The organism is Candidatus Methylacidiphilales bacterium (assembly GCA_028713655.1).
Classification (GTDB): Bacteria; Verrucomicrobiota; Verrucomicrobiia; order Methylacidiphilales; family JAAUTS01; genus JAQTNW01.
In genome coordinates, this window is record JAQTNW010000022.1 from 1 (window position 1) to 25,930 (window position 25,930).

Annotated in this window: 21 protein-coding genes and 1 pseudogene; 7 read left to right on the top strand and 15 right to left on the bottom strand. The window is 55.5% G+C overall.

All coding sequences use genetic code 11. The features are described 5' to 3' along the window. The first annotated feature begins 103 nt into the window (after window positions 1-103). Both argF and PHD76_08580 read left to right on the top strand, forming a co-directional pair. A pseudogene (gene argF, locus PHD76_08575) lies at window positions 104-973 on the top strand (ornithine carbamoyltransferase). A 404-nt stretch (window positions 974-1,377) separates the two neighbouring features. Beyond that, window positions 1,378-2,139 (top strand): SDR family oxidoreductase, encoded by a 762-nt coding sequence (locus PHD76_08580; GenBank protein MDD5261887.1) that lies wholly within the window; start codon window positions 1,378-1,380, stop codon window positions 2,137-2,139. 769 nt (window positions 2,140-2,908) lie between these two features. Here the strand turns inward: PHD76_08580 and PHD76_08585 are convergent. The 3 genes from PHD76_08585 to PHD76_08595 all read right to left on the bottom strand — a co-directional run bounded on the left by PHD76_08585 (window position 2,909) and on the right by PHD76_08595 (window position 4,484). Further along, complete coding sequence (locus PHD76_08585) at window positions 2,909-3,403, bottom strand: hypothetical protein (GenBank protein ID MDD5261888.1); 495 nt, start codon at window positions 3,401-3,403, stop codon at window positions 2,909-2,911. 136 nt (window positions 3,404-3,539) lie between these two features. After that, window positions 3,540-3,992, bottom strand: a complete 453-nt coding sequence (locus PHD76_08590) for a hypothetical protein (protein ID MDD5261889.1) — start codon at window positions 3,990-3,992, stop codon at window positions 3,540-3,542. A gap of 3 nt (window positions 3,993-3,995) precedes the next feature. Continuing rightward, window positions 3,996-4,484: a hypothetical protein gene (locus PHD76_08595; protein MDD5261890.1), complete on the bottom strand. Its 489-nt coding sequence runs from the start codon at window positions 4,482-4,484 to the stop codon at window positions 3,996-3,998. A gap of 501 nt (window positions 4,485-4,985) precedes the next feature. Between PHD76_08595 and PHD76_08600 the strand changes: the two genes are divergently transcribed. Beyond that, window positions 4,986-5,651, top strand: coding sequence for an FkbM family methyltransferase (locus PHD76_08600; protein MDD5261891.1), 666 nt, complete (start codon window positions 4,986-4,988; stop codon window positions 5,649-5,651). 9 nt (window positions 5,652-5,660) lie between these two features. Here the strand turns inward: PHD76_08600 and lpdA are convergent, their stop codons facing one another. From lpdA to PHD76_08640, 8 genes are all read right to left on the bottom strand, one after another. Next, entirely contained in the window at window positions 5,661-7,046 is a 1,386-nt protein-coding gene (gene lpdA, locus PHD76_08605) for a dihydrolipoyl dehydrogenase (GenBank protein ID MDD5261892.1), read from the bottom strand. A 152-nt stretch (window positions 7,047-7,198) separates the two neighbouring features. Next, window positions 7,199-8,398 (bottom strand): 2-oxoglutarate dehydrogenase complex dihydrolipoyllysine-residue succinyltransferase, encoded by a 1,200-nt coding sequence (odhB, locus tag PHD76_08610; protein MDD5261893.1) that lies wholly within the window; start codon window positions 8,396-8,398, stop codon window positions 7,199-7,201. Between the two features lie 50 nt (window positions 8,399-8,448). Then, the gene (locus PHD76_08615; protein MDD5261894.1) at window positions 8,449-11,265 is read right to left on the bottom strand and encodes a 2-oxoglutarate dehydrogenase E1 component; all 2,817 of its coding nucleotides are present in this window, start codon (window positions 11,263-11,265) and stop codon (window positions 8,449-8,451) included. A 254-nt stretch (window positions 11,266-11,519) separates the two neighbouring features. Next, window positions 11,520-12,527: a porphobilinogen synthase gene (gene hemB / locus PHD76_08620; GenBank protein MDD5261895.1), complete on the bottom strand. Its 1,008-nt coding sequence runs from the start codon at window positions 12,525-12,527 to the stop codon at window positions 11,520-11,522. Window positions 12,528-12,537: 10 nt separating this feature from the next. Further along, window positions 12,538-13,134, bottom strand: coding sequence for a DUF4339 domain-containing protein (locus PHD76_08625; protein ID MDD5261896.1), 597 nt, complete (start codon window positions 13,132-13,134; stop codon window positions 12,538-12,540). 15 nt (window positions 13,135-13,149) lie between these two features. Then, window positions 13,150-13,632 carry a DUF4190 domain-containing protein gene (locus tag PHD76_08630; GenBank protein ID MDD5261897.1) on the bottom strand — a complete coding sequence of 161 codons (483 nt, stop codon included), beginning with the start codon at window positions 13,630-13,632 and terminating at the stop codon, window positions 13,150-13,152. Then, the gene (locus PHD76_08635) at window positions 13,629-14,183 is read right to left on the bottom strand and encodes a DUF2752 domain-containing protein (protein MDD5261898.1); all 555 of its coding nucleotides are present in this window, start codon (window positions 14,181-14,183) and stop codon (window positions 13,629-13,631) included. Before PHD76_08635 ends, PHD76_08630 begins: the two co-directional genes overlap by 4 nt. Further along, the gene (locus tag PHD76_08640) at window positions 14,152-14,469 is read right to left on the bottom strand and encodes a hypothetical protein (GenBank protein MDD5261899.1); all 318 of its coding nucleotides are present in this window, start codon (window positions 14,467-14,469) and stop codon (window positions 14,152-14,154) included. Before PHD76_08640 ends, PHD76_08635 begins: the two co-directional genes overlap by 32 nt. Before the next feature lie 19 nt (window positions 14,470-14,488). Between PHD76_08640 and thrS the strand changes: the two genes are divergently transcribed. After that, window positions 14,489-16,282: a threonine--tRNA ligase gene (thrS, locus tag PHD76_08645; GenBank protein MDD5261900.1), complete on the top strand. Its 1,794-nt coding sequence runs from the start codon at window positions 14,489-14,491 to the stop codon at window positions 16,280-16,282. Window positions 16,283-16,526: 244 nt separating this feature from the next. Here thrS and PHD76_08650 read toward each other — a convergent pair whose 3' ends face one another. The 4 genes from PHD76_08650 to PHD76_08665 all read right to left on the bottom strand — a co-directional run bounded on the left by PHD76_08650 (window position 16,527) and on the right by PHD76_08665 (window position 21,020). Next, window positions 16,527-17,003, bottom strand: coding sequence for a redoxin domain-containing protein (locus PHD76_08650; GenBank protein MDD5261901.1), 477 nt, complete (start codon window positions 17,001-17,003; stop codon window positions 16,527-16,529). A 116-nt stretch (window positions 17,004-17,119) separates the two neighbouring features. Further along, on the bottom strand, window positions 17,120-19,282 hold the full coding sequence (locus tag PHD76_08655) for a polyribonucleotide nucleotidyltransferase (GenBank protein MDD5261902.1): 2,163 nt from the start codon (window positions 19,280-19,282) through the stop codon (window positions 17,120-17,122). Window positions 19,283-19,428: 146 nt separating this feature from the next. Then, window positions 19,429-19,692, bottom strand: coding sequence for a 30S ribosomal protein S15 (gene rpsO / locus PHD76_08660; GenBank protein MDD5261903.1), 264 nt, complete (start codon window positions 19,690-19,692; stop codon window positions 19,429-19,431). A gap of 38 nt (window positions 19,693-19,730) precedes the next feature. After that, entirely contained in the window at window positions 19,731-21,020 is a 1,290-nt protein-coding gene (locus tag PHD76_08665) for a glycosyltransferase family 87 protein (GenBank protein MDD5261904.1), read from the bottom strand. Window positions 21,021-21,460: 440 nt separating this feature from the next. Between PHD76_08665 and PHD76_08670 the strand changes: the two genes are divergently transcribed. The 3 genes from PHD76_08670 (at window position 21,461) to pheT (ending at window position 25,876) form a co-directional block, all read left to right on the top strand. After that, window positions 21,461-22,021, top strand: coding sequence for a hypothetical protein (locus PHD76_08670; protein MDD5261905.1), 561 nt, complete (start codon window positions 21,461-21,463; stop codon window positions 22,019-22,021). 123 nt (window positions 22,022-22,144) lie between these two features. Next, the gene (locus PHD76_08675; GenBank protein MDD5261906.1) at window positions 22,145-23,500 is read left to right on the top strand and encodes a hypothetical protein; all 1,356 of its coding nucleotides are present in this window, start codon (window positions 22,145-22,147) and stop codon (window positions 23,498-23,500) included. Between the two features lie 99 nt (window positions 23,501-23,599). Continuing rightward, on the top strand, window positions 23,600-25,876 hold the full coding sequence (gene pheT, locus PHD76_08680) for a phenylalanine--tRNA ligase subunit beta (protein MDD5261907.1): 2,277 nt from the start codon (window positions 23,600-23,602) through the stop codon (window positions 25,874-25,876). Window positions 25,877-25,930: the final 54 nt, after the last annotated feature.

The window sequence follows — 25,930 nt, forward strand, 5'->3', positions numbered from 1 at the left end:
TAAGGTGCTTCGCTTCCTTCCGCCGCTGAATGTGGAGCAGGCGCATTTGGAAGAGGCTCTGGAGATAATCAAAAAGACATTATGAGAAGCTTTTTTAAGAGTTCATGATTTTTCGCGGGACGAAGCCTATGAGATATTCCGGCTCGCCAAGCAGTTCAAAGTGCAGCGGGGCCGGTTTCATGCCGATTTGCTGCGGGGCCAGACCTACGCCTTGATTTTTTCAAAAAGCTCGACGCGCACCCGCGTTTCATTCGAGGTCGGCATACGCGAGCTGGGCGGGCAGACGATTTTTTTGAATGCGGGCGACATCCAGTTGGGGCGGGGGGAACCGATCATCGATACCGCGCGTGTGCTGGGCCAAATGGTCCACGGCGCGGTGATCCGCACCTTCGCGCAGGAGGATGTGGATCTTTTTTCGACGTACTCGGGATTGACAACCATCAATGCGTTGACGGATGAAGAGCATCCCTGCCAGATCCTGACGGATATTTTCACCTACGAGGAAAAGCGCGGCACGATCCAGGGAAAAAAGGTGGCGTTTATCGGCGATGCGGATTGCAATGTGGCGCGCTCATTTGTACATGCGGCCAGGATTTTCGATTTCAATCTGGTTTGCGCGGCGCCGGAAGGCTATCAAACGCGAGTTACGAATTCGCACACCGGATTGACAGACGACGTGCATGAAGCGGCAAAGAATGCGGATCTGCTCTACACGGATGTGTGGATTTCCATGGGCAAGGAAAGCGAAGCCGAAAATCGGATCAAGGCCTTCCAAGGTTATCAAATCAACGAGGGCCTGTTGAAGCTCGCGAAGAAAGACTGCATGGTGCTGCATTGCCTGCCGGCGTACCGCGGCAAAGAGATCACGGAAGACGTACTGGAAAGCCACGCGACGGATATTTTCGAGCAGGCCGGAAATCGTCTCCCGGTCCAGCAGGGTATCATTGCCTATCTTAAAGGCGTCCGGCCTTAGCAAGTTTTGTTGTCCGAATGCCATAAAATCCATTTCGCGCCAAGGGCACAAAGCCCGCCAAGAAACAAAAACATTGGAAGTTGGCCACAAAAAGACGCAAAAATTAAAAAACTGGTTTTCAAACCACAAAATACACGAAAATCACGAACAAAAATGCGGATTAGTTCCAGTTTGAAGTCTTCCGCATTCTGCATTTCCCATCTGTGTTCTCCGTGGCTCCGTGAGAGAAACGTGCTCTGCCTTTCACCCGCGCTCATCTGTGTAATCTGCGGTTAAACCTTTCCGTTCTTTGCGAACTTTCTGTAAAACTGTGTTCATCCGTGGTTAAGGAAATGCGTTTTTTTGTGTCTTGGCGTCTTATTTGAATTTCTTGTAAAAACATTAAAAATGCCAATCCTTATCTTATGAAGATCGATCTCTCGGGAAAAACGGCCCTGGTCACGGGCTCTGCAGGTGAATTGGGCCGGGTTATTTCCCTGACCCTGGCTGAATGCGGGGCCGACGTGGTCCTCCATTACATGAGCAAAAAGGAACGGGCACTCGAAGTGCAGAAAAAGATCAGGAAGCTGAGACGCCGCGCCTGGATCGTGCAGGCCGACCTGGGTCAGCCTGACGGTGTGAAATCCTTGCACGCCCAACTGAAAAAGGCCGGTGTTTTTCCCGACATCCTTGTCAATAACGCTGTGAGCCAATATCCGTGGAAACCGGTCTTGAAGCAGTCGCCGGAAGATTACGAGAGCCAGTTCCGTACCTGTGTGATGCAAAATGTACTCATGGCGCAGGCGTTCGCGCCCTCGATGATCAAAAAGAAATGGGGCCGCATCATCGCGATTTCAACCGAGTGCGCGATGCAGTGCCTGCCGACCCAATCGGCGTATGTCGCGGGCAAGCGCGGATCCGACGGGGTCTTGCGGGTGCTGGCGCGCGAAATCGGAAAGCACGGAGTGACTGTCAACCAGGTGGCGCCCGGTTGGACGATCAGTGAGCGCGACCGCCTGAGCGGAACGGAAAGGCAGAAGGCTTATGAACGAAATGTTCCGCTGAACCGGCGGGGTGAAGACCGGGAAATCGCACAGGCTGTCGCCTTTCTCGCGTCCGATCTGGCCTCGTTCATCACCGGGGCTTGGCTTCCGGTCTGCGGCGGGAATGTCATGCCGGCGATTTAGCAGGACATTGGAGGAGTGGACCGAGCATTTCTGTCAATGTCAAGCCGCCTGCTCGCGACGGATGTCGGAGTTGACTCCATTAAACTCAGCAGATCTTACCATCGTTCACCGCGTCCTCTGCTCCCCTCTGTCCTCCCCCGAAGAAAGTAAAACCGCATGAAAAAACGGAATACCAGAAGTGTCTCAACCCTTGACAATAGCAGCCATATCAACGAAAAAAGCTGAGCCACCGCCGACCCGCGGCGTGAACCGCGACCGCGGAACTGACCGCGCCAACGGCGGTTGGCTCCGGCGACTTGTTATGTGGCATCGTCATGCTTGGTCATCTTTCGGTTCAGTGGGAAGCTGCGTATAAAAGCTAACGCTACCCAAATGATAACAATGTCAAAAATGATATGAGCCAGACTGCGTGGGCCGACCCAAAGCCGATACCCGGTATCCACAAGCATAACTACGCCAATGCAAGCAAAGAAAAGCTGACACCACCTCGACCCACGACTTAAAGCAAATATCGCGCAGAAAGTAAACGACCATCCCAAAATGCTCAAGATGTAGCTCATCGTGGAAACGTGGTAAGGCAAATCTCCACGAAGCTGGCTAGGCAGTCCAGCCAACAACATCAACACCGGAATCAGAAGCAGCCAAGGTGTGAATGATTTCATAAGCGTGTGCTGCCGCCTAACGATGGAACTCACACACGCCGGGCCAAATGACGCTGCCCGCGAAGCGGAACTGCGACGGCCATCCGGCGTTGTGTGCAGTGATCTGGTTAGGCCACATTTGGCGTCTCCACATAGTATGGTGGAAATAATCTTCCGACTGGCTTCTTCGGTAAACGCCCTCGCTGCTGTATGGACTCAATGTGATGGTCACGACAAAACACACTAAGTCGTAATGCACGCTGCTGGCAACCTTCGATTCGGCATGGTGAGTCGCCAACCTCGAACTTGGAACGAGCGAACAAATCGCGCATGACGGCTGAATAAATCATCATGGCTGCGGGTTGCTGATACGGTTCGCGCTCCCACTCCGCGACCTCAATCGGTGGAACCTGAAACAAATACTCCTGATCCGCGAAATTCCACTCATGACCGCTCTGCCAAAGCTGGCCGCAATCAGGGCAGCGAAACAGATAAATCCGCAGCTCGGTGTTCTCTGCAATCTGGGTAAGACGCTTGCGAATTGCCGGCGACTGTTTGATGCGCCGAGTGATGCTCTGGCGATCAAGCTCGATGGGCTGAAATTGGGCGCAATCGCAAGGCATGGTGTGTTTTGTGGCCTAACGACATCGATGACTCAAGACCACTTGGTTCTGGCACTGGCCATGCTTCCGCATGGACTGTGACAGAACTTCGAGCGTAGCGAGAATGGTCTTTGAGTCCATCGACTGGTTCGGTGTTTTATTTCAAGGCTTCCCCTTTTGCATTGACCTTCGACAGTGATAAAACAATAGAAAGGCCGTCGCCCAAATCCGTTTTTACATCCTTTCCGGCTTCACTCAAGCCGGACAACATAAATTCTTGTGTTTTAAAGAAAGAAACGGATTGGGTTGCCTCATCCTTTGTCTTTTGACGCTCCCGAAGAGTCAAGAGACATGAGTACTTTATCTTTCCGTCTTTGAAATCGGCAATGGAATCAAAAATGATGCCAACGGGTAAAGATCGGTTTCCTGGATCTTTATAATCCTGGGTCACGGCGAGCTGACTGGCCTTCCCGGGAAGCACAATCACAGAAGGTGTTTGCATGGTATTGCCGTCACGAAGGACCTTTAGGGCAATACGAATGTGGTCAACTTCGGCATGTGCTGTGACAAGCGAAAGGGATGCCAAAACAATGGTTAGTATAATTTTCATATTTTACACCGAACGACCAGGATGAGCCATGACGAGGAGAGCGTCACTGGCGTTCGATTGAAACCGTGACCTGACCGCGCTCCTCGTAATTGGCTCGATCCGCTGGTTAGCTTTTTTTCCGAATACCTCATCATAAACTTTCGCCTGGTAGATGTCGTGCAACATCTCCCCGTGGGTGTTGTTCAGGCGTACAACGCCACTGGCATCTTCGAAACTCAAGACAAGCTGCCCCTTTTCTTCGCGGCTCTCGATAGCACGCACACCGTCGAGAACTCCCAACATCCCGAAAATGGCCGCATGGACAGATCGCGTGACAATCGTCCGAACAATCTCTTGCTCTTCTTGCTTAAGGCCGCCGAACCATTGAGACGCCGCAACAAGGCTAGCTCTCGGCTGCCGCCCACTTGGCTTTCGCAGCGACGACTCGATACCGATGATGGCGGAATCGTGAACCACGATCTTGAGGGCGTCGATGAACTCGTCAGCGTTCATTTCTTTTGGCTAACAGTTTTATTGAACCACCGGTGCTTGTATCCTGATCAAGCGCACTAGTGCTGTATCACGGATCAAGGCAACCTGTAAGGGCAGGCTTTGCTTATGGCATTGCATTCCTGAAACTTACACCCGCATGCACCTCCAAAACAAGGTGAAATTGGGTGTAAACTCCAGGTTTAAAGTTCGCTCTGGCGAATCCGTCCGGTGCCGGATTTTCAGTGTTGAGTTTCAAGTTGGCTGTCAGTTATCTGCATGAATCCGCGTTCAGCTGCGGTTGAAACGGATTCCTTTGCGGGGTGGGCGAGCTTGGCGCGAAACCCAATCCCTTTTTCTTCCCACTTGTCAGTTTTGATGGTGCAAACGCTCTGCCGGGTGGTAAAACGGAGCGGGTGTAAAATGCAGATCCTGAGAAAAATACTGAACCACGTTCCAGGTCTGAAACGCCTGTTGAGGCCGCTGTATTACCATCTGCACTGCCTTTTTTATGGAATACCACCCGTGTCCGACTCCGGAATCAGCAGGGAACTGATTCGGGACTGCGTCGGCAGGGAAGACCCCACGATTCTTGAGATTGGCTGCAATGACGGGACCGACACCCTCAGGTTTCTTGAGATGTTCAAAAACCCGAAAATTTATTGCTTCGAACCCGATCCGCGCGCAATCGCCCGCTTCAAGGCGAAGGTCGGAGAGCGTTCCAATGTCCACCTCTATGAGATGGCCTTGAGCGACCGCAATGGTGAGGCCACATTTTACCAAAGCGGCGGCCGGAAAAACGTGGAATCGGCCCAGGCAATGCCCGAAGGATGGGACATGTCAGGATCAATCCGCCCACCCAAGGAACATCTCAAGGTAAACCCATGGGTTACATTTGACCGGAAAATATCCGTTCGCACATCGACTTTGGATTCCTGGCTCAGAACGCAGGGCATCGCGACTGTTGATTTCATCTGGCTGGATGTCCAGGGTGCGGAGATGGACGTATTTCGCGGCGGCAGCAACACCCTGGCAAGCACGCGTTTTATTTACACCGAATACAGCAATCAGGAATTATACAAGGGCCAGCCGAATTTGAGGCAGTTGATGAAGTATCTAAGGGAATTTAATTTTGATATCCTGGCCCGATACCGCAATGACGTGCTGTTTGTGAACAAGCGATTTGCGTGAGACCCTGTGTTAGTGCGCCAGCCATGCCGCGTGGGCGGCTTCCTTGACAACTTCCGACATGGTCGGATGCGTGTGAATGGTGCGGGCCAGGTCTTCGGCACTGCCACCGAATTCCATGAGCAACACGCACTCAGCGATCAATTCCGACGCGTTGCTCGCCAGGATGTGGGCGCCCAATACCTTGTCCGTCTTGGCGTCGGTGATGATTTTGGCGAAGCCTTCCTTCGTGTCGCCTGCCAGGGCGCGGCCATTGGCCATGAAGGGGTATTTGCCCGTCTTGATCTCCCGGCCTTGCTCCCTGGCCTGTTCCTCGCTCAAGCCGACGCTTGCGCCCTCCGGCGCGGTGTAGATCACACCCGGGATGGCGTTGTAGTTGACCTGTCCGGCCTGCCCGGCGATATGTTCCACGATGGCATTGGCCTCGGCCTCCGCCTTATGGGCCAGCATGGGCCCTTCGATGACGTCGCCCGCCGCATAAATGTTGGGCATAACGGTCTGCCAGTTTTTATTGACGGGGATGCGCCCTTTTTCTGATAGTTTGATGCCGGCATTTTCCAGCCCCAGGCCCGCGGTGTAGGGCTTGCGGCCGACGGCCACCAAAACTTTTTCAGCTTCCAGCGTGATTTTCTTTCCGTCCTGTTGCGCTGTGAGAGTGACGCTGCCTTTACCGGCCTGTGCCGACTGCACCTGGGTGCTGAGGAAAAACTTGAGACCCTGCTTTTCCAGGGAGCGCTGGAGTTGTGTGGCCAGTTCCAGGTCAAAACCGGTGGCGATGCGCGGCAAAAATTCGACAATGGTGACTTCCGAACCCAGGCGCGACCAAACGGAGCCCAGCTCCAGGCCGATTGCGCCGGCACCGATGACGAGCAAGGATTTTGGGACCTCTGAAAAAGCAATGGCATGGTCGCTGGATACGACGCTCCTGCCGTCGAATTTGAGGAAGGGCAGTTCGATGGGAACGCTGCCGGTTGCGATGAGAATGTTTTTCGTCTCGAGAACCTGTTCCTTGCCGTCGTTGCCGGTTACCACCACCTGCTTGGGGGAACGAAGCGTGCCGGTTCCCTCAAAGCGGTCCACCTTGTTCTTCTTGAACAGGAACTCAATGCCCTTGCCGAGTTGGGAAACGACGTCGTTTTTCCGCTTCATCAACGCGGCCAGGTCGAGTGAGATATTGGAGGCAACGATGCCGTGGGAGGCAAAGCGGTGTTTTGCAAAATGATAGTGTTCGCTGGAAGCCAGCAGGGCTTTGCTGGGGATGCAGCCGACATTCAGGCAGGTGCCGCCGAGGGGTTTTGATTTTTCAATGCAGGCGGTTTTGAGGCCGAGCTGCCCGGCGCGCGCGGCGGCGACGTAGCCCGCAGGTCCGGAACCGATGACTATCAGGTCGTAGTTCATGATGGTATTAAGTTTTAAGTCTTTCTGATGCCGTCAGCTTTCAGCTTCTGAATCCTGAATTCCTCAGTTTTCCCCTGCGCGCGGTACTACGTTAGATTAAGATTAAGATTAGGATTAAGAGTTAGAGATAGAGTTTGAGCGGGAGGTTTAAGCTAGACTTCAAGCTGGAGGAGGGCGGGATTTTCAATGAATTCCTTGATCCGCACGAGGAAGGTGACGGCGCCCTTGCCATCCACGAGCCGGTGATCATAGGACAGCGCAAGATACATCATGGGCCGGATCACGACCTGGCCGTTGAGGGCGACCGGACGTTCCTGGATGGCGTGCATCCCAAGAATGGCGCTTTGCGGTGGGTTGAGAATCGGCGTGGAGAGCAGGGAACCAAATGTTCCGCCATTGGTGATGGTGAATACGCCGCCTTCCAGATCGGGCAATGTGATTTTGCCTTCGCGCGATTTTTTGGAGTAATTGATGATGGCTTGTTCGATGGCGGCAAGGCTGAGCTGCTCGACACCGCGCAGAACGGGAACCAGCAGGCCCTTTTCGGTCGAGATGGCGATGCCGATGTCGTAAAAATGATTTTCAACGATCTCATCGCCCTCGATCCGGGCATTGACGGAGGGAACCTGCTGCAGGGCATGGACGGCGGCTTTGACGAAAAAGGACATGAAGCCGAGCTTGATGCCGTGTTTGGCCTGGAAACGTTCCTGAAACTTGGAGCGCAGCGACATGATATTCGACATATCCACCTCGTTGAAGGTGGTCAACATCGCGGTTTCCTGCTTGGCGCTCAGAAGTCGGTCGGCGATTTTTTTGCGCAACGGGCTCATGCGCTTGCGCGTGACCGACGTTCCAGACTGGGTTGTGGCCGGCGCAGGAATGGTTTCCTTTTCGACCACGGAGGCAATGCGTTTGGGCTGGCTTTCCAGGTGGGTAATGATGTCTTCTTTCAAAATACGCCCGCCTTTGCCTGTGCCCGAGATTTGGGCGGGAGTAAGGCCTTTTTCCTCAATCAGCTTGCGTACCGCCGGGGACAATTCCCCGGCTGCGGGTTCCGGCTTGGCTGCCGCAGGTTGGGGTTGCGGGGCAATGGCAGGAGCGGAAGCGGCAGGCGCTTTCGCTTTATCATCAATCCTGCCGACGACCTGGCCGATTTTGACCTCAGCGCCTTCCTGGGCCATTTGCTGCAAAGTTCCGGAGGCCTCGGCAAAGACTTCGGAGGTTACCTTGTCGGTTTCAATTTCCAGCAGGGAATCGCCTTCCTTGACATATTCGCCGGATTTTTTACGCCAGGCGCCGAGAACACCGGAAGTGATGGATTCGCCGACAGAGGGGACTTTGATTTCAATCATGGAGAGTTATGAGTTGCCAGCGAGTATTCAGCAATCAGTTGGGGCACAGATCAAGCCTTAAATGCCTGCAAAACCAAATCGGCTTGTTCGAGGTTGTGGATGGCGCTGGAACCGGTGGCGGGGCTGGCGGAGGCATCGCGCCCTGCGTACTGGATTTCCCGGCTGAAAGCCTTGCGCAGCACCGGCTCGATGTAGGTCCATGCGCCCATGTTTTGGGATTCCTCCTGGCACCAGACGATACTGGAGGCGTGTTTGTAGGCGTCGCAGAGGGCGCTGAGTTGCTTTACATGCATCGGGTAGAGCTGTTCCACGCGGGCGATATGGGTGTCCGTGATCTTTTCCTTTTGGCGGTAGGCGTCGAGATCGTAATAAACCTTCCCCGAGCAAAGAATAAGGCGCTTGGCCGCTTGCGGCCTGGACGCGTCCGGGATGATCTCCTGGAAGCTGCCGTTTGCGAGGTCCTCGAGAGTGGACGCGCATTCCTTAAGGCGCAGCAATTTCTTGGGCGACATGTGCACCAACGGTTTCCGGATCGGGCGCAAAACCTGGCGGCGAAGCATGTGAAAATAATTGGCCGGCGTGGTGCAGTTGGCCACCTGGATGTTGTCCTCGGCGCAGGACTGCAAAAAGCGTTCCAGGCGCGCGCTGCTGTGTTCGGGGCCCTGGCCCTCCATGCCGTGCGGCAACAGCAGGACGATGCGGGAGGTGACGCCCCATTTGGATTCGGAACTGGTGATGTATTGGTCGATCATGACCTGGGCGCCGTTGGCGAAGTCGCCGAACTGGGCCTCCCACAGGCAGAGCATGTCGGTGAAATCGAGGGAATACCCGAAATCAAAGCCGAGGATTGCATTTTCTGACAGCGGGCTGTTATAGACGCAAAAGGTGGACTGTTTGTTGGAAATATTTCGCAGGGGGATGTACCGCTCGCGCGTTTCCAGGTCGTAGAGCACCGAGTGCCGGTGGCTGAACGTGCCGCGGCGGCTGTCCTGCCCGGAAAGGCGGATGGGGATCCCCTGATCAAGAATGGTTCCAAAAGCGAGGGCTTCCGCGACGGCCCAGTCGATGGGGACTTTTCCTTCGATCATGTGGCGCCGGTTTTCCATCATTTTGGCGACCTTGGGATTGAGTTTGAAATTTTTCGGTTGCTCTGTGATTGCGAGGCCGACCCGTTTCAGCTCTTTCATGGGCAGGCTGGTCTGGACGGGTTCCTGCAGGGCGGGGGTGGAGAGGGGGGGCTTGATTTTCGGGGCCAGAACCTTGGCGGCTGCGCGGGATTCCACCAGGGCGGCGTTCAGGGTTTCCTCGAATTTTTTGACATACGAATCCGCCTTTTCCTGCGTGATGTCGCCTGCTGTTATAAGTTTGGGAATCAGCAGCTCGCTGACAAGCGGATGTTCGTCAATGGTCGAGTACAGGGTGGGCTGGGTGAAATTGGGTTCGTCGCCTTCGTTGTGGCCATGGCGGCGGTAGCAGGACAGATCGATGATGATGTCGCGGCTGAAGTGCTGGCGGTATTCAAGCGCCAGTTCGATGCAAAGCACGGCCGAGACCGGGTCGTCTCCGTTGACGTGGAGAACGGGGATGCCGTTCATTTTGCCGATGGATGTGCAATAGATGCTGGACCGGGCGTCAGCCGGGACAGTGGTGAAACCGATCTGGTTGTTGACGATGATGTGCAGTGTGCCGCCGGTTTTATAGCCGGGCAACTGCGACATGTTGATGGTTTCCTGCACGATGCCCTGCGCGATAAACGCGGCGTCGCCATGAATCAATATGGGTACCACCTTTTTCCTCTCGTCCATGTCGTTGAGAATGCGCTGCCAGGCGCGGACCTTGCCTTCGACGACGGGGTTGACGGCTTCCAAATGGCTCGGGTTTGGAGCCAGTGAGACGTTTATTTTTTCGCCGGAGCAGGTCGCAACGGTGGCCTCGTAGCCGAGGTGGTATTTGACATCACCGTCGCCTTGCACGGTGTCAGGGGCGTAGTTGTCGGCAAATTTGTCGAAAAGCGATTTGTAGCTCATTCTCAGGATGTTCGCCAGCACGTTGAGGCGCCCGCGGTGGGTCATGCCCATCACAATCCGCTGTATGCCGTTTTTCGGGCAGTCTTCGACGATGGCGTCGAGCATCGGGATCAGGCTTTCGCCGCCTTCAAGGCCGAAACGCTTTTGCCCGACGTAGCGGGTATGGAGGAATTTTTCAAACATCTCCGCCGAGAGGATGCGGTTGAGGATGCGCCGCTTTTTCCGGCTTTCAAAATTCGGAGTGTTCTGGGTGGTTTCGAATTTATCCCGAAGCCAGCGGCGGATTTCAAAATTCTGAATGTGCATGTACTCGACGCCGATATTGCTGCAATAGGTCCGGCGCAGGATGGCGAGGATTTCGCGAAGGCTGCGTTGGCCGCCTCCGGCCAGCTTGCCCGAGTCAAATACGGTATCGAGGTCTTCCTCGCCCAGTTTGAAATATTTCAAGTCGAGTTCGGTCTGGATGGGCTTGGCAATTTCCAAGGGGTCCAGATGCGCCAGGTGATGGCCGAGCGTACGATACGCGAAGAGGAGATTGTAGATGGCAGCTTGCTTGAGACGATAGATGCGTTCGTTCCCATCCGTTGAACCTGATGTCTGGGGAAGACCTGCGGCATGTCTGATTTCCGGGACTTGCTGGCAACCGAGTTCGAAGCCTTCAAAAAACGCGCGCCAGACGGGATCGACGGTGAGCGGATCTATTTTCCATTGCTCATAATATTCTTCCAGGACGGGAGCATTGTCGGCATGTGCAAGTGAACCACGGGGCTGGGCGCCATTTTTTTGGATTTTTCCCAGTTCGGAGGGATCGATTGAAGGGAGAGTGGAATGTTGGTGCATGGGAAGTTAAGAGCATTTAATAACTTTGCCGCCTATCTGTCAAACCACCACCAAGAGAAGCATGAATTTCGGCATCCTAGGATTAGAAATACTAATGATATGTAAGTCGTTTGCTTAAAATTGGATAGCTAGAGGTTCAGAAAAACAAGAGCCGTACTTTATCAGTTTTATGCTGGCGTGAAATAATAGTTCAGCCGGTATGAAATAAGCCGACTGAAATGAACACCGCTTCCGGCGGGGGCAGGCATTTCGAATTATTTCGAAAATGATTCGGCAAATCTTCGGGCGAAATAAGTGAAAATCAAATCCGCCCCGGCCCGGCGTATGGCCAGCAGGGATTCCAGCATTGTGGCACCCAGATCGAGCCAGCCATTTTGCGCGGCGGCGTGGATCTGGGCGTATTCGCCGGAAACCTGGTAGGCGGCGAGAGGCAGCAGGGTGCGCTTGCGCAATTCACACAGAATATCGAGATAAACGCCCGCAGGCTTGACCATAAGGATATCGGCGCCTTCCTCCTCGTCGAGCAGCGCATCCAGGATGGCTTCGCGCGGATTGGTGTAATTGAGTTGATAGGTGCGTTTGTCCAGATAGGTTCCGGCGGGGAGCCGGCTGCCCACGGCGTCCCGGAACGGACCGTAATACGCGGAGGCAAACTTAGCGGAATAGGCCAGAATGCCGGTGTCGGTCAGATTTTCGCTGTCGAGCGCCTTTCGGATCGCGAGCACGCGCCCGTCCATCATGTCGGACGGGGCAACGTAATCCACACCGGCGCGAGCCTGCAGAACGGACATCTGGGCCAGGACATCGACGGTGCGGTCATTTTCCACATCGCCTTTTTCATTGAGCAGGCCGTCGTGGCCGTGGGTGGTGTAGGGGTCGAGGGCGACATCCGTGATGACGGCCAGTTCCGGCAGGCGTCCTTTGAGCTTCCGGACGGCGGTGTTTAGCAGGTTGTCAGGTTTCAGGGCTTCGGTCCCGCTGTTGTTTTTAAGAGCCGCGTCGATGCAGGGGAACAGGGCGACGGCGTTGACGCCCAGTTTCAGCAATTGCTCGCATTCGCGGAGGAGATCGTCCGGATTGAGTCTGCGGTTGCCGGGAAGGGACTCGATGTCTTCCGGAGGGCCGTTTTCCTTGACGAAGAGCGGCGCGACCAAATGTTTTGTCGAAAGCGCGGTTTCGGCCAGCAGAGCGCGGATGCCTTTGCTTCGGCGGTTGCGGCGCGGGCGGCGAATTGGGCCGACGAGGTGGCTTGTTTTTGTCATGTGCTTGGGATCAATGGTGGCCCATGGCCGCCATTTGGGTCATGATGTTCCCCATGCTAAGGATTAGGGCGAGTCCGATATTCAAGACCATAATCACGATCGAGAACCAGACGGCATGGCGCTGGGGCTTAAAGTAACGGCTTTCATTGCGCAGATGCATGAACAGCGGATAAAACACAGCCATGCAGCAAATCAATCCGAGGGTCATCAGGGCAGGATGGATGTCCGAGTAGGAAGAACGCGCCAGGGCGCCCTCGCTTATTTTTTTTCTCACGGCCACGAGTTCCAGGATGTGAAAGACGATCAGCGTGATAAACGCGCCGATGCCGAGGCAGGGGATCATGATGAGAGCAATGCCCCAGCACAGGAAGTCGCCGTAGTCGGGCAATGCGGAGGATTCTGACGAAACATCGCCAGGCAGGGTGGAGCTTGGTGAGCCGGAGGTGGTTACGGTGAACACGGTGCCTGCGGTAATCCACTCGGGCATGCCTTCTTCCCACACAAGGTCTGATGGCGCCAATTCGCCCTTGCGATAAAGTTCTTCGAGGATCGGGCGGTCAATCGGGCCATTCTGCTGGCCGTTTTTTGCATAATACCATTGTTTCATATATTGTCTTTCATGTTAAAGCAGGTGTCTGTGCCCTGTGAAGAGGGGATTTTTTAATGACCATCCGAGCCAACCCAACAGGGCAATGGCGATGACCAAATAGCCGATAATCATTCCAGCCAGCGCAATTTCGCGGCCTTTCAGGTTTGGGTTTTGGCTGAGGCGGTAAAGTGAGAGGTGTCCCAAAATCACTCCTGGAATCGCAAGGATGGGAGCGCCGCAGCAGCAGGCAAGACCGATGAAGGAACAGCAAAGGGAAAGAATGGCCAATCCACAGGTTTCGGCCGCAGTGCCGGGAGCGGGGGTTGATGCAGGAGCGGGAGATGGGGGTGATGGAGCAGTTTCAAGCACAGCACCAGCCTCCAGCCACTCGGGTGTGCCTTGTTCCCAAACAAGGTCTTTGGCCTTGAGTTTGCCTTCGCGGTAGAGTTTTTCAACCGCTTCGCGTGTTGTCGGGCCGTAGCGGCGGCCTGCCTTTGCGTAGTACCAAATCTTCATCTGGATTGGGAGTTGGGTTGGGTGAGGCTGGATGCGTGTGCGACGCCGGGGAGCGGTTGTTTCAAGACCGGACTGTATCGTTTTTCAGGAAAACTGACAAATTGGAAGAACAAGCCGCGGGGGTTCAGGAGTTCAGGCTTGGGCGTGAAGAGCGCCTGGCCAATCTGCAAGCCCCAAAGCAGCACCAAGGCGGCTGCGAAGACGGAAATCCTGCGCGGGTTTATGTTGATCCATTTTAAAATCCGGCGGTTGGAGGCCAGCTCATAAATAATGATGGCCACCAGCGGCCCTCCCAGAAACAGTACCGGAAAAACGATCCAGTTGAAATAAAGAGCCCCGTGCCAGTCGCCATGCAGCAGGCAGGACATGGCGCGGGTACCGCCGCAAAAGGGGCAGGGCAAGCCCACCAGATCACGCATGGCGTCGGAACTTGGAAGGCCGGGCAAGTGCGGCAAAAGCCAGGCCTTCAGCGCCAGCAGGGAGGTAATGGACAGAAAGATCAGGCGGAACGTTTTGCCGTCAGGAGCGAGTGGCAGAAACGGCTTTTGCATGATCTGTTTTAGCGGCAACCGGGAAGGCCGCACAATGGAAAAAGCAGGGGAAGCCTTTAACGGCGGATGCCAGATTTAGGCCAAATACATTTTGTTGGCCGCAAAAGGTCACAAAATACGCAAAGAGAACTTTCATCAATAACGCATAAAAATTTAAAACCTGGAGTGTCTGCGTTTTAATCGGAGAAGTATTCCTCCTTTTTGCGGTTCCTTGTGCTCTTTTGTGGCGAATCCATTTGCCTTGGATGCCGTTCCCCTCACTCTTGACCCGTCCTGTCCTTTCCATAAGATGATTCCTTCGCATTATGAAAAAAATGACCCCCTTGGAGGAGCTGCGCCACTCGGCTTCGCACATTCTCGCCACTGCCGTTTTGAGGCTTTTTCCCGACACACAACTGGACATCGGCCCGCCGACCGACACGGGATTTTATTACGACTTTGACACGGAGCATCCCTTCACCCGCGAGGACCTGGACAAGCTGGAACGCGAGATGGAAAAGATTGCGTCTGAAAAGCAGGCTTTCGAGCGCAGCGAATGCAGCCGGGCGGAAGCCGAGGCGCTGATCAAAAAGATCGGCCAGGACCGTTACAAACTGGGGCGGTTGAAGGACATTCCGGAAGGGGAGGCCATCAGCTTTTACCGCAACGGCGAATTTGTGGACCTTTGCGCGGGCACGCATTTATCGAGCACTGCGGAACTCAAGGCTTTCAAGCTGTTGAGCGTGGCGGGCGCCTATCATCGCGGTGATGAGAAAAACAAGCAGCTCCAGCGCATTTACGGGACCGCATTCCCCAGCGCCGAGGAATTGAAGCTTCACCTGGAACAGTTGGAGTTGGCCAAACAACGCGACCACCGCAAGCTCGGCAAGGAACTGCAACTTTTTACCTTTGAAGCGGAAGAGGTCGGCCCGGGACTGCCGCTCTGGCTGCCCAACGGAACCGTTCTTATCGAAGAGTTGGAAAAGCTGGCCAAGGAGACCGAATTTGCGGCGGGTTACCAGCGCGTCCGCACGCCACACATCGCGCGCGACAGCCTGTATCACCGGAGCGGCCACCTGCCGTATTATGCCGAGTCGATGTTCCCGCCGATGGAATTTGAGGAGGAGGCGGGCGGCGAAAAAGTCCGCTACTATCTCAAGGCGATGAATTGCCCCCATCACCACAAACTGTTTGGGGCCGTGCCGCGCAGCTACCGCGACCTGCCGTTGCGCTTCGCCGAGTACGGCACCTGTTACCGTTACGAGCAGTCGGGCGAATTGTTCGGGCTGATGCGCGTGCGTTCGATGCAGATGAACGATGCGCATATTTACTGCAGCGAGGAGCAGTTTGCCGCGGAGTTCAAGGCGGTGAACGAGATGTATTTGAAATACTTCAAAATCTTCGGCTTCGAAAAATACCGGATGCGTTATTCCACCCATGACCCCGCGCAACTGGGCAAAAAATTCGTGGACCAGGCGGAGTTATGGAAAAAGACGGAAACGATGGTGCGTGAGGTGCTGGTGGCTTCGGGCATCGACTTTGTTGAAGTGGCCAATGAAGCGGCGTTTTACGGTCCCAAAATTGACGTGCAGGTCTGGAGCGCCATCGGGCGGGAATTTACCATCGCCACCAACCAGGTGGATTTTGCCGTGCCCGCCCGTTTTGGACTGGAATATACAACCGCGCAAAACAGCAAGGCGACGCCGCTTTGCATTCATCGCGCGCCCCTGGGTACGCACGAACGGTTCATCGGATTTTTGATCGAACATTTTGGCGGGGCGTTTCCGGTCTGGCTTTCGCCGGAGCAGGTTCGTTTGATTCCGATCACCGACAACCAACTTGCCTACGCACATGGCTTGCGAGCGAAACTGCATGACTTGGGAATTCGCTGTGCTGTGGACGATCATCCGGACAAAATGGGCGCCAAGATACGCCGGGCCCAGGTTGAAAAGGTGCCGTACATGCTGGTGATTGGCGCCAGGGAAATGGATGCCGGGAAAGTTGCGGTCCGCTCGCGCGGAAAGGGTGACGAGGGATCTGTTTCCTTCGAGGAATTCCTGGCGCGGATCCAGCGTGAAATCCAGGGCCGCGAACTCGCGCCGGTTGCGACGACTCCATAAGGTTGAACCACGAAAAGCACGAAAGACACGAAATGAAGTCTATCTGCAGATTCAGGGGATGGACGCGGATTTTGGGAGCAAAGGATTGGCCGCGAAAAGGCGCAAAATACGCAAAAAGTGACAAGAATGTTTAATCGCAAGTAACGCAAATAACCATGTATAACGCAGATGGGTGTAGATGTTCGGATTTATGAGGAAGCATAAAAAATTTGAACCTCTGCGCTCTCGGCGGTGAAAACTGTCTTTAAAGCTTTTTGAGGACTTCCTGGATCGCGGTAAAATTGGGCAGGTCTTTGGGGGTCGGGGTCTGCTCGCTGTATTTGATGAGGCCCTGTTTATCGACCACAAAAGCCGCGCGGGCGCTGACTGAGCCCAGACCGATGAGGTCCGGCAGCAACACGCCGTAGGCTTCGGCGGTCTTTTTGTTCAGGTCGCTCAGGATCGGGATCGTGATGTGCTCTTTCTGCGCCCAGGCTTCCTGCGCGAACGGGCTGTCCACGCTGATGGCATAGACTTCCGCATTCAGGCTGCTGTAAGCGCTGATGCCCTGGGTGATGTCGCACATTTCCTGGGTGCAAACGCCGGTGAAGGCGAGCGGGAAAAAGAGAATGACGGTGTTCTTCTTCGAAAAATTGTCGCTTAATTTAACGTCCACAATCCCATCGCTGGTCTTGCGTTTCAGGGTGAAGTCAGGGGCTTTGGAACCGGCTGCAATGGCCATATTTTCTCCTAGGTTGGTTGATATCCGTAAGGATTTAAAATGTTTCTCGAGACTCTGATTTGTCAACTCCCGGCCGGGCCGGAACTCCAGGAGTCCCGGCTACAGCCAGAAAATGTTTATTCCTTCGTAGCGGCAGCCTCTTCGCCCTGTGGGGCCTGGGGTTGCTCGCCCCGGTCGCGCATGGCGGCTTTGCGGGAAAGTTTCACACGACCCTTGTCATCGACGCCGATGCACTTGACCCAAAGTTCCTCGCCCATGCGGACGACGTCCTCGGTCCTGCGCACGCGGGTGTCTGACAATTCGGAGATGTGCACCAAGCCGTCCTGGCCGGGGAATATCTGCACAAACGCGCCAAATTCCTTGATGCTGACAACCTTGCCGCGATAGAGCTTGTCCACTTCGATCTCGCCGGTCATGCCGGAGATGATTTCCAGCGCGCGCGCCATGCCATCGCCGCTGTTGCAGTAAATCCGAACCGTGCCGTCGTCGTCGATATTGATCTCGGCGCCGGTCTCGGCGCTGATGCCCTTGATCGTCTTTCCGCCGGGCCCGATGAGCAGGCCGATCTTGTCGGGGTTGATCTTCAGGACTTCGATGCGCGGGGCGTATTCCGAAAGTTTTTCGCGGGGCTGTTGGATGACGCCCTGCATGAAATCCAGAATGCGCTGGCGGGCCGCAGCGGCCTGCAATACTGCGCGCTGGAGGGTTTCGAGCGGAACGCCGGCGAGTTTGAGGTCCAACTGGAAGCCGGTGATGCCGTCGCGGGTGCCGCAGAGTTTGAAATCCATGTCGCCGAAATGATCTTCGCTGCCGAGAATGTCGGTGATCAACATGTGGCGTTTGAGCGCACCCGTGTTGTCGTCGAATTCGGTCACCAAGCCGACGGAAATGCCCGCCACCGGTTTGGAGATCGGCACACCGGCATCCATGAGGGCGAGACAGCCGCCGCAGACGGAGGCCATCGAGGTCGAGCCGTTGGATTCCATCACTTCGGAGGAAATACGGATCGCGTAGGGGAACTTGGTTTCCGGCGGGACAACAGCGAGCAGGGAACGCTCGGCGAGCGCGCCGTGGCCGATTTCGCGGCGGTTCAAGCCGCCGGTGCGGCCGGTTTCGCCCACGCTGAAGGGCGGGAAGTTGTAATGCAGGATGAAGCGCTTGGTGTCCTCGCCGCCGGTGTAGGCGTCGAGAGTCTGGGCTTCATCGACCGGGGCCAGTGTGGCGTAGCACAGGGCCTGGGTTTCGCCGCGGGCGAAGAGGGACGAGCCGTGCGAGCGCGGGATGAGGCCCACTTCGCCGGTGAGGGGGCGGATTTCATCCGCGCCGCGTCCGTCGCAGCGCTGTTTTTTGTCGAGAATGCTGAGGCGGAAGGCTTTCTTTTGGAGGTAATCAAAAGCCTGGCTGATTTCAAAGCCGGTGGCTTCGGGAAATTTTTCAACGATCTTGGCGCGGACTTCATCCTTCAGGAGGCCGACGGCCTTTTGGCGGTCCACTTTGCCGGGGGTGTAAATCGCGGCCTCGATCCGGTCACCGGCGACTTGATAGGCAATTTCCAGCAACTCCTGCTTGGCCAGCATCAATGGGGCCTGGCGCTTGGTTTTGTTGACGCGGGCAGCCAGATCTTTTTGGGCGGCGACCAGGAGCTTGACCTGGGCTTGGGCGAACTCGAGGGCTTTGTTGAATTCGTCCTCGGTCAATTCCAGCGCGCTGCCTTCGATCATGATCGGCTCGGTCTCCGTGCCGGCATAAACGAGGTCGAGGTCTGAAACTTCGATTTGCGCATGGGTGGGATTGGCGACCCACTGGCCGTCCACGCGGGCGACACGGACTGCGCCGACGGGACCGGCGAAGGGGATGTCGGAGACCATCAGGGCGGCTGACGCGCCGTTGATCGTCAGGATGTCGGGTTCATGCACGCCATCGGCGGAAAGCAGGGTGGCGATGATCTGGGTGTCGTAGAAATAACCTTTCGGGAACAGCGGGCGCAGCGGGCGGTCCGTCATGCGCGCGGTGAGGATTTCCTTTTCGCTGGGTCGGCCTTCGCGTTTGAAGTAACCGCCGGGGAAGCGTCCGACCGAGGCGGCTTTTTCACGGTAATCGACCGTCAGGGGGAAGAAATCCTGCCCTTCCTTGACCGTCGTGGCCGAAACAGCGGTGACGAGCATGATGGTTTCACCGATGCGGACCGTGACGGCGCCGTCGGCGAGTTTTGCGAGTTTGCCGGTTTCGAAGACGACGTTCTGGTTTCCGACGAGGGCCGGGACTGTGTGAATGGACATGATAGGTACTCCTTTAATTCAATCCTGAGATTGAAGGGTGGCGGCGTGCCGGGAGATTCCGAAAGGACAGAGTACAAAACAAATTTCCGCGTGAGACCTTTGTTTTGTTCTCTGGTGCCTTCGGGTGTTCCGGCCTGCCTTGTTTATTATTTTCTGATTTTCAATTTCTTGATCAGGGAATCATACCGGCCTTTGTCGGTCCGGTTGAGGTAATCAAGAAGGCGTCTGCGTTTGCTGACCATGAGGATGAGGCCGCGGCGCGAGCTGTGGTCCTTCGTCGCTATCTTCAGGTGTTCCGTCAGGTAGTTGATCCGTTGGGTCAAAAGTGCGATTTGAACGTCTGCGGAGCCGGTATCCTTGTCGTGCAGACGATTTTCCGTAATAGTGGGTGTTTTCTCGATCAATGCCATAAATGAGTTGAAGAATCTGCCGTTGCTGCGGCGGATCGTCAATCCTTTTTTCGAAAGGCGGATTTCTGGCTTTGTGTGGGCCAGTTCACGGTCAAGTATAGGGAACCGAATAGCCAGAGGGCCAGCAGGGGGGCGGAGAGGGAAAATTGCATGCGCAGACCCAGAAGTGCGACCACGCCGACGCACCAATACAGGCTCAGGAGGAGTATCTCTGACCAACGCCACTGAAAACGAACCAGCAATGTCATCCACCAGGGCAGGCCGAGAAGCAGTTCATAGTGTCCGACATAAGGTGATGCCAAAATCCACGCCACAGCGGCGATATAAAGAGCGTATGCGGGCTTCCATTCGATTTTCTTTTCTCCGACGCGCAGCCACAATGGGGAGAGGGTAACGGTGGCGAGGCTGAAAAGCAGGGGCAAAGCCTCCGCCCAATTTTTGACAGGAATGATGCCGGGCAGAAAACCGCGCCACGACTGGTTGAGGCCGGGTTTTTGGAACTGCCGCCCGGCGGCCATGTCTTGCAGGCTTTCGAACCAGAGTCGGTTCGCTTCCCAGCCCGTTGCGAGGATGCCGACGCCGAATATCCAGAAAATGCCGCCCAGGGCCAGTGCCATGCAGAAACGCCAGTTGCCGGTGAGCAGCATGAAAAAGCCGATGTAGGGCATGAGTTGAGGTTTGTAAAAAGTCAGGCTCATGACAAATCCGGCGGCCCAGTCGCGCCGGAGGTTCAGCAAATGTCCGGCGGCAAGCAGGATGGCCAGCGTGATGACCGTATTTTGGCCGGGGATGAGCGTGTAATAAAAACTGTGAAACCCGGCAAACCAGAGGAGGGGAAGGACGGCTAAATAACCCGGATGCGGATCAGAGCGGTATAACAGCCAGCCGCAGAAGGCGTAGAGCGCAAAGCTGGAATAAAACCAGAAAGAGACCCAGGTGCCGTAGGAATAACCGGTGAACCAGGATGCAATTTTTGCGATCAACGGGCTGTACACATAATTAAACCGCTCCATTTTGGTTTTGCCCTGCTTGGGATCGACGCTTTTGTTCCAGTCATTCATCCAGTCGCCGAGCTTGTAATCGCGATAGAGCGGTTGGACCCAGCCTTTTTTCCAGAAAATCCCGCCGGCGTAGTGCTGGCTCAGGTCGCCGGCTTTCAGTCCGCCCCATTTCCAGGTGGGGCCGTGTCCGAGCCAGTAGTTCGCGCCCACGATTCCGAAAAACAAGACAAAGGCCAGCAAGGCCCAGAATCGCGCGAGCAGGGAAAGCGGGCGTCGCCACTGCAGCGTGACTGTGCCGGTAGCGGTGGGGGTGGATTCCTGCGGCATTGATTGGATACAAGCGCGCAGTTGGAGTGCTGTCGAGCCGGAGTTGGCAGGTAGGAAGCATTACCGCAGTCGCTGAGAGCGCGGAGGAGCACATTTTAACGCGAAGTCACAATGCGCCTGCGGCGCACGCAAAGGGGCAAGGGAAAATGAGGAATGTGGAATGCAGGATTCAGAAACTCCCCCCTCAAACTCGATCTCTCACTCTAACTCTTGCTCATAATCATAATCATAATCTGACCATGTATTTCACACGAGGCGCGAACTTAAGATTCGAACTGAACCACGGATAAACACGGACTGACACGGATAAGAAACCAGTTTTCGAGCCAAGATCGCCCGCCAGAGGAGGGATTTGTCCGGAGTGCGAACAAAGCTACACCAGCGAAGGCGAAAAGATCTTTTTATTTGACATAACTGTATTTTCAGTATTTATTGAAAATATGGACACAAAGACCAAAACCCTTGATCCTTTGGCCGCTGCGCGGGACGAGTTTATTTCACAGTGGGGTGCAATGGGCGGCGCCTGGGGAATTAACCGTACCATGGCTCAGGTCCATGCGCTCTTAATGACCAGTGAGAAGGCCCTTACAACGGACGAGGTCATGGCCGAACTCAGGATCAGCCGTGGCAATGCCCATCAAAATCTCAGGGAACTCGTCGGGTGGGGCCTCGTTCGCAATGTCATTCGCAAGGGCGAGCGCAAGGAATACTATGAATCGGAAAAGGATGTCTGGCGGATGTTCTGCACAATTGCCCGTGAACGCAAACGTCGCGAAATTGAGCCTGCGCTTCGTGCCTTGCGGGCCTGTGAGGCGCTGACCCGTTCATTGCGCGGGGAGAAGGCTGCTGCCTTTAATCGCCAGATCAAGTCGCTTTCGGAATTTCTTGCGCAGATGGATGCTGTCATGGATCGGATGTCAAAGTCGGAGCAAAGCGCCATCATGCCGCTTTTGCTGAAAATGTTTGCCAAAACCTCGAAACAACCCAGGGAACATTCATGAAAAGCCGCAGAGGAAATACCCGCCGCAAGGCATTCAATTTGTCGTCGGCCATTTCTTTTTGATGGCGTTGTTTATGGCGCTGGCAGCGACTTATTGGGGCGTATTAATCTGGAGCTTTGTGAAATGAAGTCATTAGACCAATGGCCGTATTTCTGCTGGGGCTGCGTTTTGATCGCCGTTAAGTACAACCTTGACCGGGCCATAGCCTGGTTCGGATTCCATCATACATGGTACTTTTGGAACTATATCAAGCCGCATGGCTTTGCGAGGATCGATGCCATCCCGCCAAATGAGCAAGCCTTCTATGTTGTGCTTTTGCTGACTGCGTTACCGTTTTTGATTCTCGGCATTGTTTTGACCCTGCGCCGACTCCGTTCGGCAGGTTTGCCGACGGGACTATGCCTGCTGTTTTTCGTGCCGCTCATCAATCTGCTCTTCTTTGCCACTCTCAGTCTTCTTCCGGCCAAACAAGCCGCGTCGCCTCAACCAGGCAAATCCACCTGGATTTCATGGCTCCCGATCAGTGCGGTCGGAAGTGCCCTGGCCAGCATGGCCATCGTGGGCTTGACCGGAGTGGGGCTCGCTTATTTCTCGATTAAAGCGCTGGGTACTTATGGCTGGGGTCTTTTCGTCGCACTCCCATTCGCCATGGGTTTGGTTTCAGTCTTGATCTACGCGGGACGCGAAAAACGGAGCTTCGCCAGTTGTATGTTGGTTGCGATTCTCCCGATCCTCTTTGCCGGGCTTTGCCTGTTTGTCATGGCAGTGGAAGGGATCATCTGCCTTATCATGGCCACTCCCATCGGACTTGCGCTGGCATTTTTTGGTGGAATTGTGGGCTATTTCATTCTCCGCAGTCGAACGATGCCTCTCAATTCGACATACATGATGCTGGTGCTTGCAGCCGCCATCGCCACGATGGGCATGGAGAAACAAGCCGATGAAGCCCCGCCGCTTCTTTCCGTCACGACTTCACTGGTGATCGACGCGCCGCCGGAAAAGGTCTGGCCCAATGTGATTTCGTTTTCACCCATTCCATCTGAACGCGACTGGATTCTGCATACCGGAGTGGCTTATCCCACTCAAGCGCGGATCGTGGGGCACGGTGTCGGAGCGGTGCGTCATTGCATTTTTACCACAGGCGAATTCATTGAACCCATCGAGGTCTGGGATGCGCCGCACCGGTTGCGCTTTTCCGTTGCAGATCAGCCGGAGCCGATGGTGGAACTTTCACCCTATCCACGCCTCGAGACGCCTCATTTGCACGGTTACCTTCAATCCCACGAAGGCGAATTGCGGCTCACTGCCATGCCGGGAGGGAAGACCCTGCTCGAAGGGACGACTTGGTACACCGATCGGATCTGGCCGAACCACTATTGGCAGGTCTGGTCGGATCTCATGATCCATCACATCCATCTTCGCGTTCTCAATCACATCAAGAATCTCTCTGAGCAGAACAGTAGTGAGGCTTTGCATTGAGAATCATTTTTATTGCTCGAAACCCGGGCTTCGGGTGTTAATGTTCAACCTCTCCATGCCGCCGGAAGATCGCTGGTGGACCGGAAGGAATTTTATCCTATGAAAATCGTATTGAGCTGGCTGCGCGAGTATTGCTCCTGGAACTGGAGTGAGGACGAACTCGTCGAAAAACTGACCCTGAGCGGCACCGAGGTGGAGTCGGTCTCCCGGACCGGCTTTTCGCGCGAAAATTTCGTGGCGGCCAAAGTTTTGGTCCGCGACAAGCACCCCAATGCCGACCGCCTCAGCGTTTGCCAGGTGGATGACGGCAGCGGCTCGCGCCAGATCGTGTGCGGGGCGCAAAATTTCAAGGCGGGTGATATCGTGCCCCTGGCGTTGCCGGGCGCGAAAGTGCCCGCGGGATTTGAAATCAAGGAAAGCAAGCTGCGCGGCGAGAAGTCGAGCGGGATGTTATGCTCATCCAAGGAACTGGAATTGCCGGGCGACGAGGACGGACTGATGATCCTTTCGCCGGACACCAAGCCCGGCACGCCCTTGAGCGAATTGTTCAAAGGCGAAACGGTTTTTGAAGTTGAGGTGACACCGAACCGGCCCGACTTGCTGAGTTACACCGGCCTGGCCCGGGAATTGGTCGCGCTCGGGGCCAAGCCCATGGAGCGCAAGCCGGTCCGGCCCGAGGGTTTTGCCGCAAGCGGCGGCTTTACCGTTGAATCGCGTGATGCCGAAGCTTGCCCCCGTTACACAGCGCGGCTGCTGGAGCATGTGAAGGTCGGAGCCAGTCCGGCATGGTTGAAGGCAAGACTCGAAGCGCAGGGCCTGCGTCCGGTCAACAACGTGGTGGATATCACCAATTATGTTTTGTTCGAGCTGGGACAGCCGTTGCATGCGTTTGATGCGGATTTGTTGCAGGGCAAGACCGTTTATGCGCGCCGCGCGGCAACGGGTGAAAAAATCAAGGCTTTAAACGACAAGGAATACGAATTGCAGGCCGGGGACCTTGTGATCGCTGATGCGGGCGGTCCAGTGGCGATTGCGGGTGTCATGGGCGGCGAACGGAGCGGGGTGACGGAAAAGACGAGCCGGGTGCTGTTGGAGAGCGCGCGATTCAAGCCCGGAGACGTGCGCCGCACCTCGCGGCGTCTGGCATTGATCAGCGACTCCTCCTATCGCTTTGAGCGCGGGATTGATCCCGTGGCGGTGGATTTGGCGATGCAGCGCGCGGTGGAATTGCTGGTTGAACTGGCAGGTGCGAAACCCGCGGAGTTGGCTGTCCAGACAAGCGCAGATGTTGAGAAGCAGAATGTTGTGCCGTTGCGCGCCACGGCCATTCCACGCTTGTTGGGGTACGATGTGGCGGAGTCGCGTGTGGCGGAAATCCTGCAGGCCTTGGGTTGCCGGAAGACGCAGCAGGGCTGGGAAGTGCCGAGTTACCGGCCAGACCTGACCCGTGAAGTGGATCTGATTGAGGAAATCGCGCGGATTGAAGGAATGGAAAAGGTGAGGGGACGGCTTCCCGGCGGAGTGGCGCCGGCTTCTCCGGCGGATGAGCGCCATGACCGCGAACGCAAAATTGCGTCGGCGCTGGCGCAATGGGGTTATTATGAAATGTCCACCAATAGTTTGTTAGCAAAACAGGAAGACATTGAGACGGGCGTGAACCTGTTGAATCCGCTCACGGCCGACCATGCGGCCCTGCGCGCGGATTTGTTGGCCACGGTGCTTCCGTGCGTGCGGCACAATCTGGCCTACGGGGTGGAGTCTGTGAAGGGATTTGAGATCGGAACGGTCTATCATCGCGAGAAGGGCCGGCTTGCTGAAGAGCGCCATTTGTTGATTGTCGGCGCGGGCGCGGACCGGCAGGCCCATTGGTCTCAGGCCGGGCAGGAGTATGATTATTTTTCGCTCAAAGGTGTGCTCGAATCCCTGGCGTCGCATTTTCCTGAAATCAAGGTGCCGGAGAAATTCGGCGCAGTGGATCCCACGCTTGCAAGGAATCACGGAATCAAGGTTCCGATTTATGCGGCGGAATTGGCGTTGTCGGCGTTGAAGCGCGGGGAGGACCGACCCTTTTCCGGATTACCGGCCTATCCGAGCGTCAAGCGCGACCTGGCGTTCGTGGTGGATCGCAAGGTGGCCCATGCGGAGCTGCTGCAGGCCATCCGTTCGGCGGGCGTTGCGGAGCTTGAGGCGGTGGAATGTTTTGACGTTTTTTCGGATGCCAAGGATGAAAAACTGGGAACAACCCGGAAGTCGCTGGCCTATGCCTTGACTTATCGCTCCCGGGAGCGAACATTGACTGAGAAGGATGTGAGCGGATGGGAGCGGCAGATTGTCGAAACAGTCCGCAAGCAAGTGGGGGCCGAGCTGAGGACCTAGAGTTTAAAGGTTGGGTTGCCTGGCCCGATAGAGACGGAAACGGTTCTTTGAAAG

Coding starts and splice junctions, on each gene's coding strand:
- PHD76_08580 (MDD5261887.1), top strand. CDS start 1,378: ATGAAGATCGATCTCTCGGGAAAAACGGCCCTGGTCACGGGCTCTGCA.
- PHD76_08585 (MDD5261888.1), bottom strand. CDS start 3,403: ATGCCTTGCGATTGCGCCCAATTTCAGCCCATCGAGCTTGATCGCCAG.
- PHD76_08590 (MDD5261889.1), bottom strand. CDS start 3,992: ATGAAAATTATACTAACCATTGTTTTGGCATCCCTTTCGCTTGTCACA.
- PHD76_08595 (MDD5261890.1), bottom strand. CDS start 4,484: ATGAACGCTGACGAGTTCATCGACGCCCTCAAGATCGTGGTTCACGAT.
- lpdA (MDD5261892.1), bottom strand. CDS start 7,046: ATGAACTACGACCTGATAGTCATCGGTTCCGGACCTGCGGGCTACGTC.
- odhB (MDD5261893.1), bottom strand. CDS start 8,398: ATGATTGAAATCAAAGTCCCCTCTGTCGGCGAATCCATCACTTCCGGT.
- PHD76_08615 (MDD5261894.1), bottom strand. CDS start 11,265: ATGCACCAACATTCCACTCTCCCTTCAATCGATCCCTCCGAACTGGGA.
- hemB (MDD5261895.1), bottom strand. CDS start 12,527: ATGACAAAAACAAGCCACCTCGTCGGCCCAATTCGCCGCCCGCGCCGC.
- PHD76_08625 (MDD5261896.1), bottom strand. CDS start 13,134: ATGAAACAATGGTATTATGCAAAAAACGGCCAGCAGAATGGCCCGATT.
- PHD76_08630 (MDD5261897.1), bottom strand. CDS start 13,632: ATGAAGATTTGGTACTACGCAAAGGCAGGCCGCCGCTACGGCCCGACA.
- PHD76_08635 (MDD5261898.1), bottom strand. CDS start 14,183: ATGCAAAAGCCGTTTCTGCCACTCGCTCCTGACGGCAAAACGTTCCGC.
- PHD76_08640 (MDD5261899.1), bottom strand. CDS start 14,469: ATGGAAAGGACAGGACGGGTCAAGAGTGAGGGGAACGGCATCCAAGGC.
- thrS (MDD5261900.1), top strand. CDS start 14,489: ATGAAAAAAATGACCCCCTTGGAGGAGCTGCGCCACTCGGCTTCGCAC.
- PHD76_08650 (MDD5261901.1), bottom strand. CDS start 17,003: ATGGCCATTGCAGCCGGTTCCAAAGCCCCTGACTTCACCCTGAAACGC.
- PHD76_08655 (MDD5261902.1), bottom strand. CDS start 19,282: ATGTCCATTCACACAGTCCCGGCCCTCGTCGGAAACCAGAACGTCGTC.
- rpsO (MDD5261903.1), bottom strand. CDS start 19,692: ATGGCATTGATCGAGAAAACACCCACTATTACGGAAAATCGTCTGCAC.
- PHD76_08665 (MDD5261904.1), bottom strand. CDS start 21,020: ATGCCGCAGGAATCCACCCCCACCGCTACCGGCACAGTCACGCTGCAG.
- PHD76_08670 (MDD5261905.1), top strand. CDS start 21,461: ATGGACACAAAGACCAAAACCCTTGATCCTTTGGCCGCTGCGCGGGAC.
- PHD76_08675 (MDD5261906.1), top strand. CDS start 22,145: ATGAAGTCATTAGACCAATGGCCGTATTTCTGCTGGGGCTGCGTTTTG.
- pheT (MDD5261907.1), top strand. CDS start 23,600: ATGAAAATCGTATTGAGCTGGCTGCGCGAGTATTGCTCCTGGAACTGG.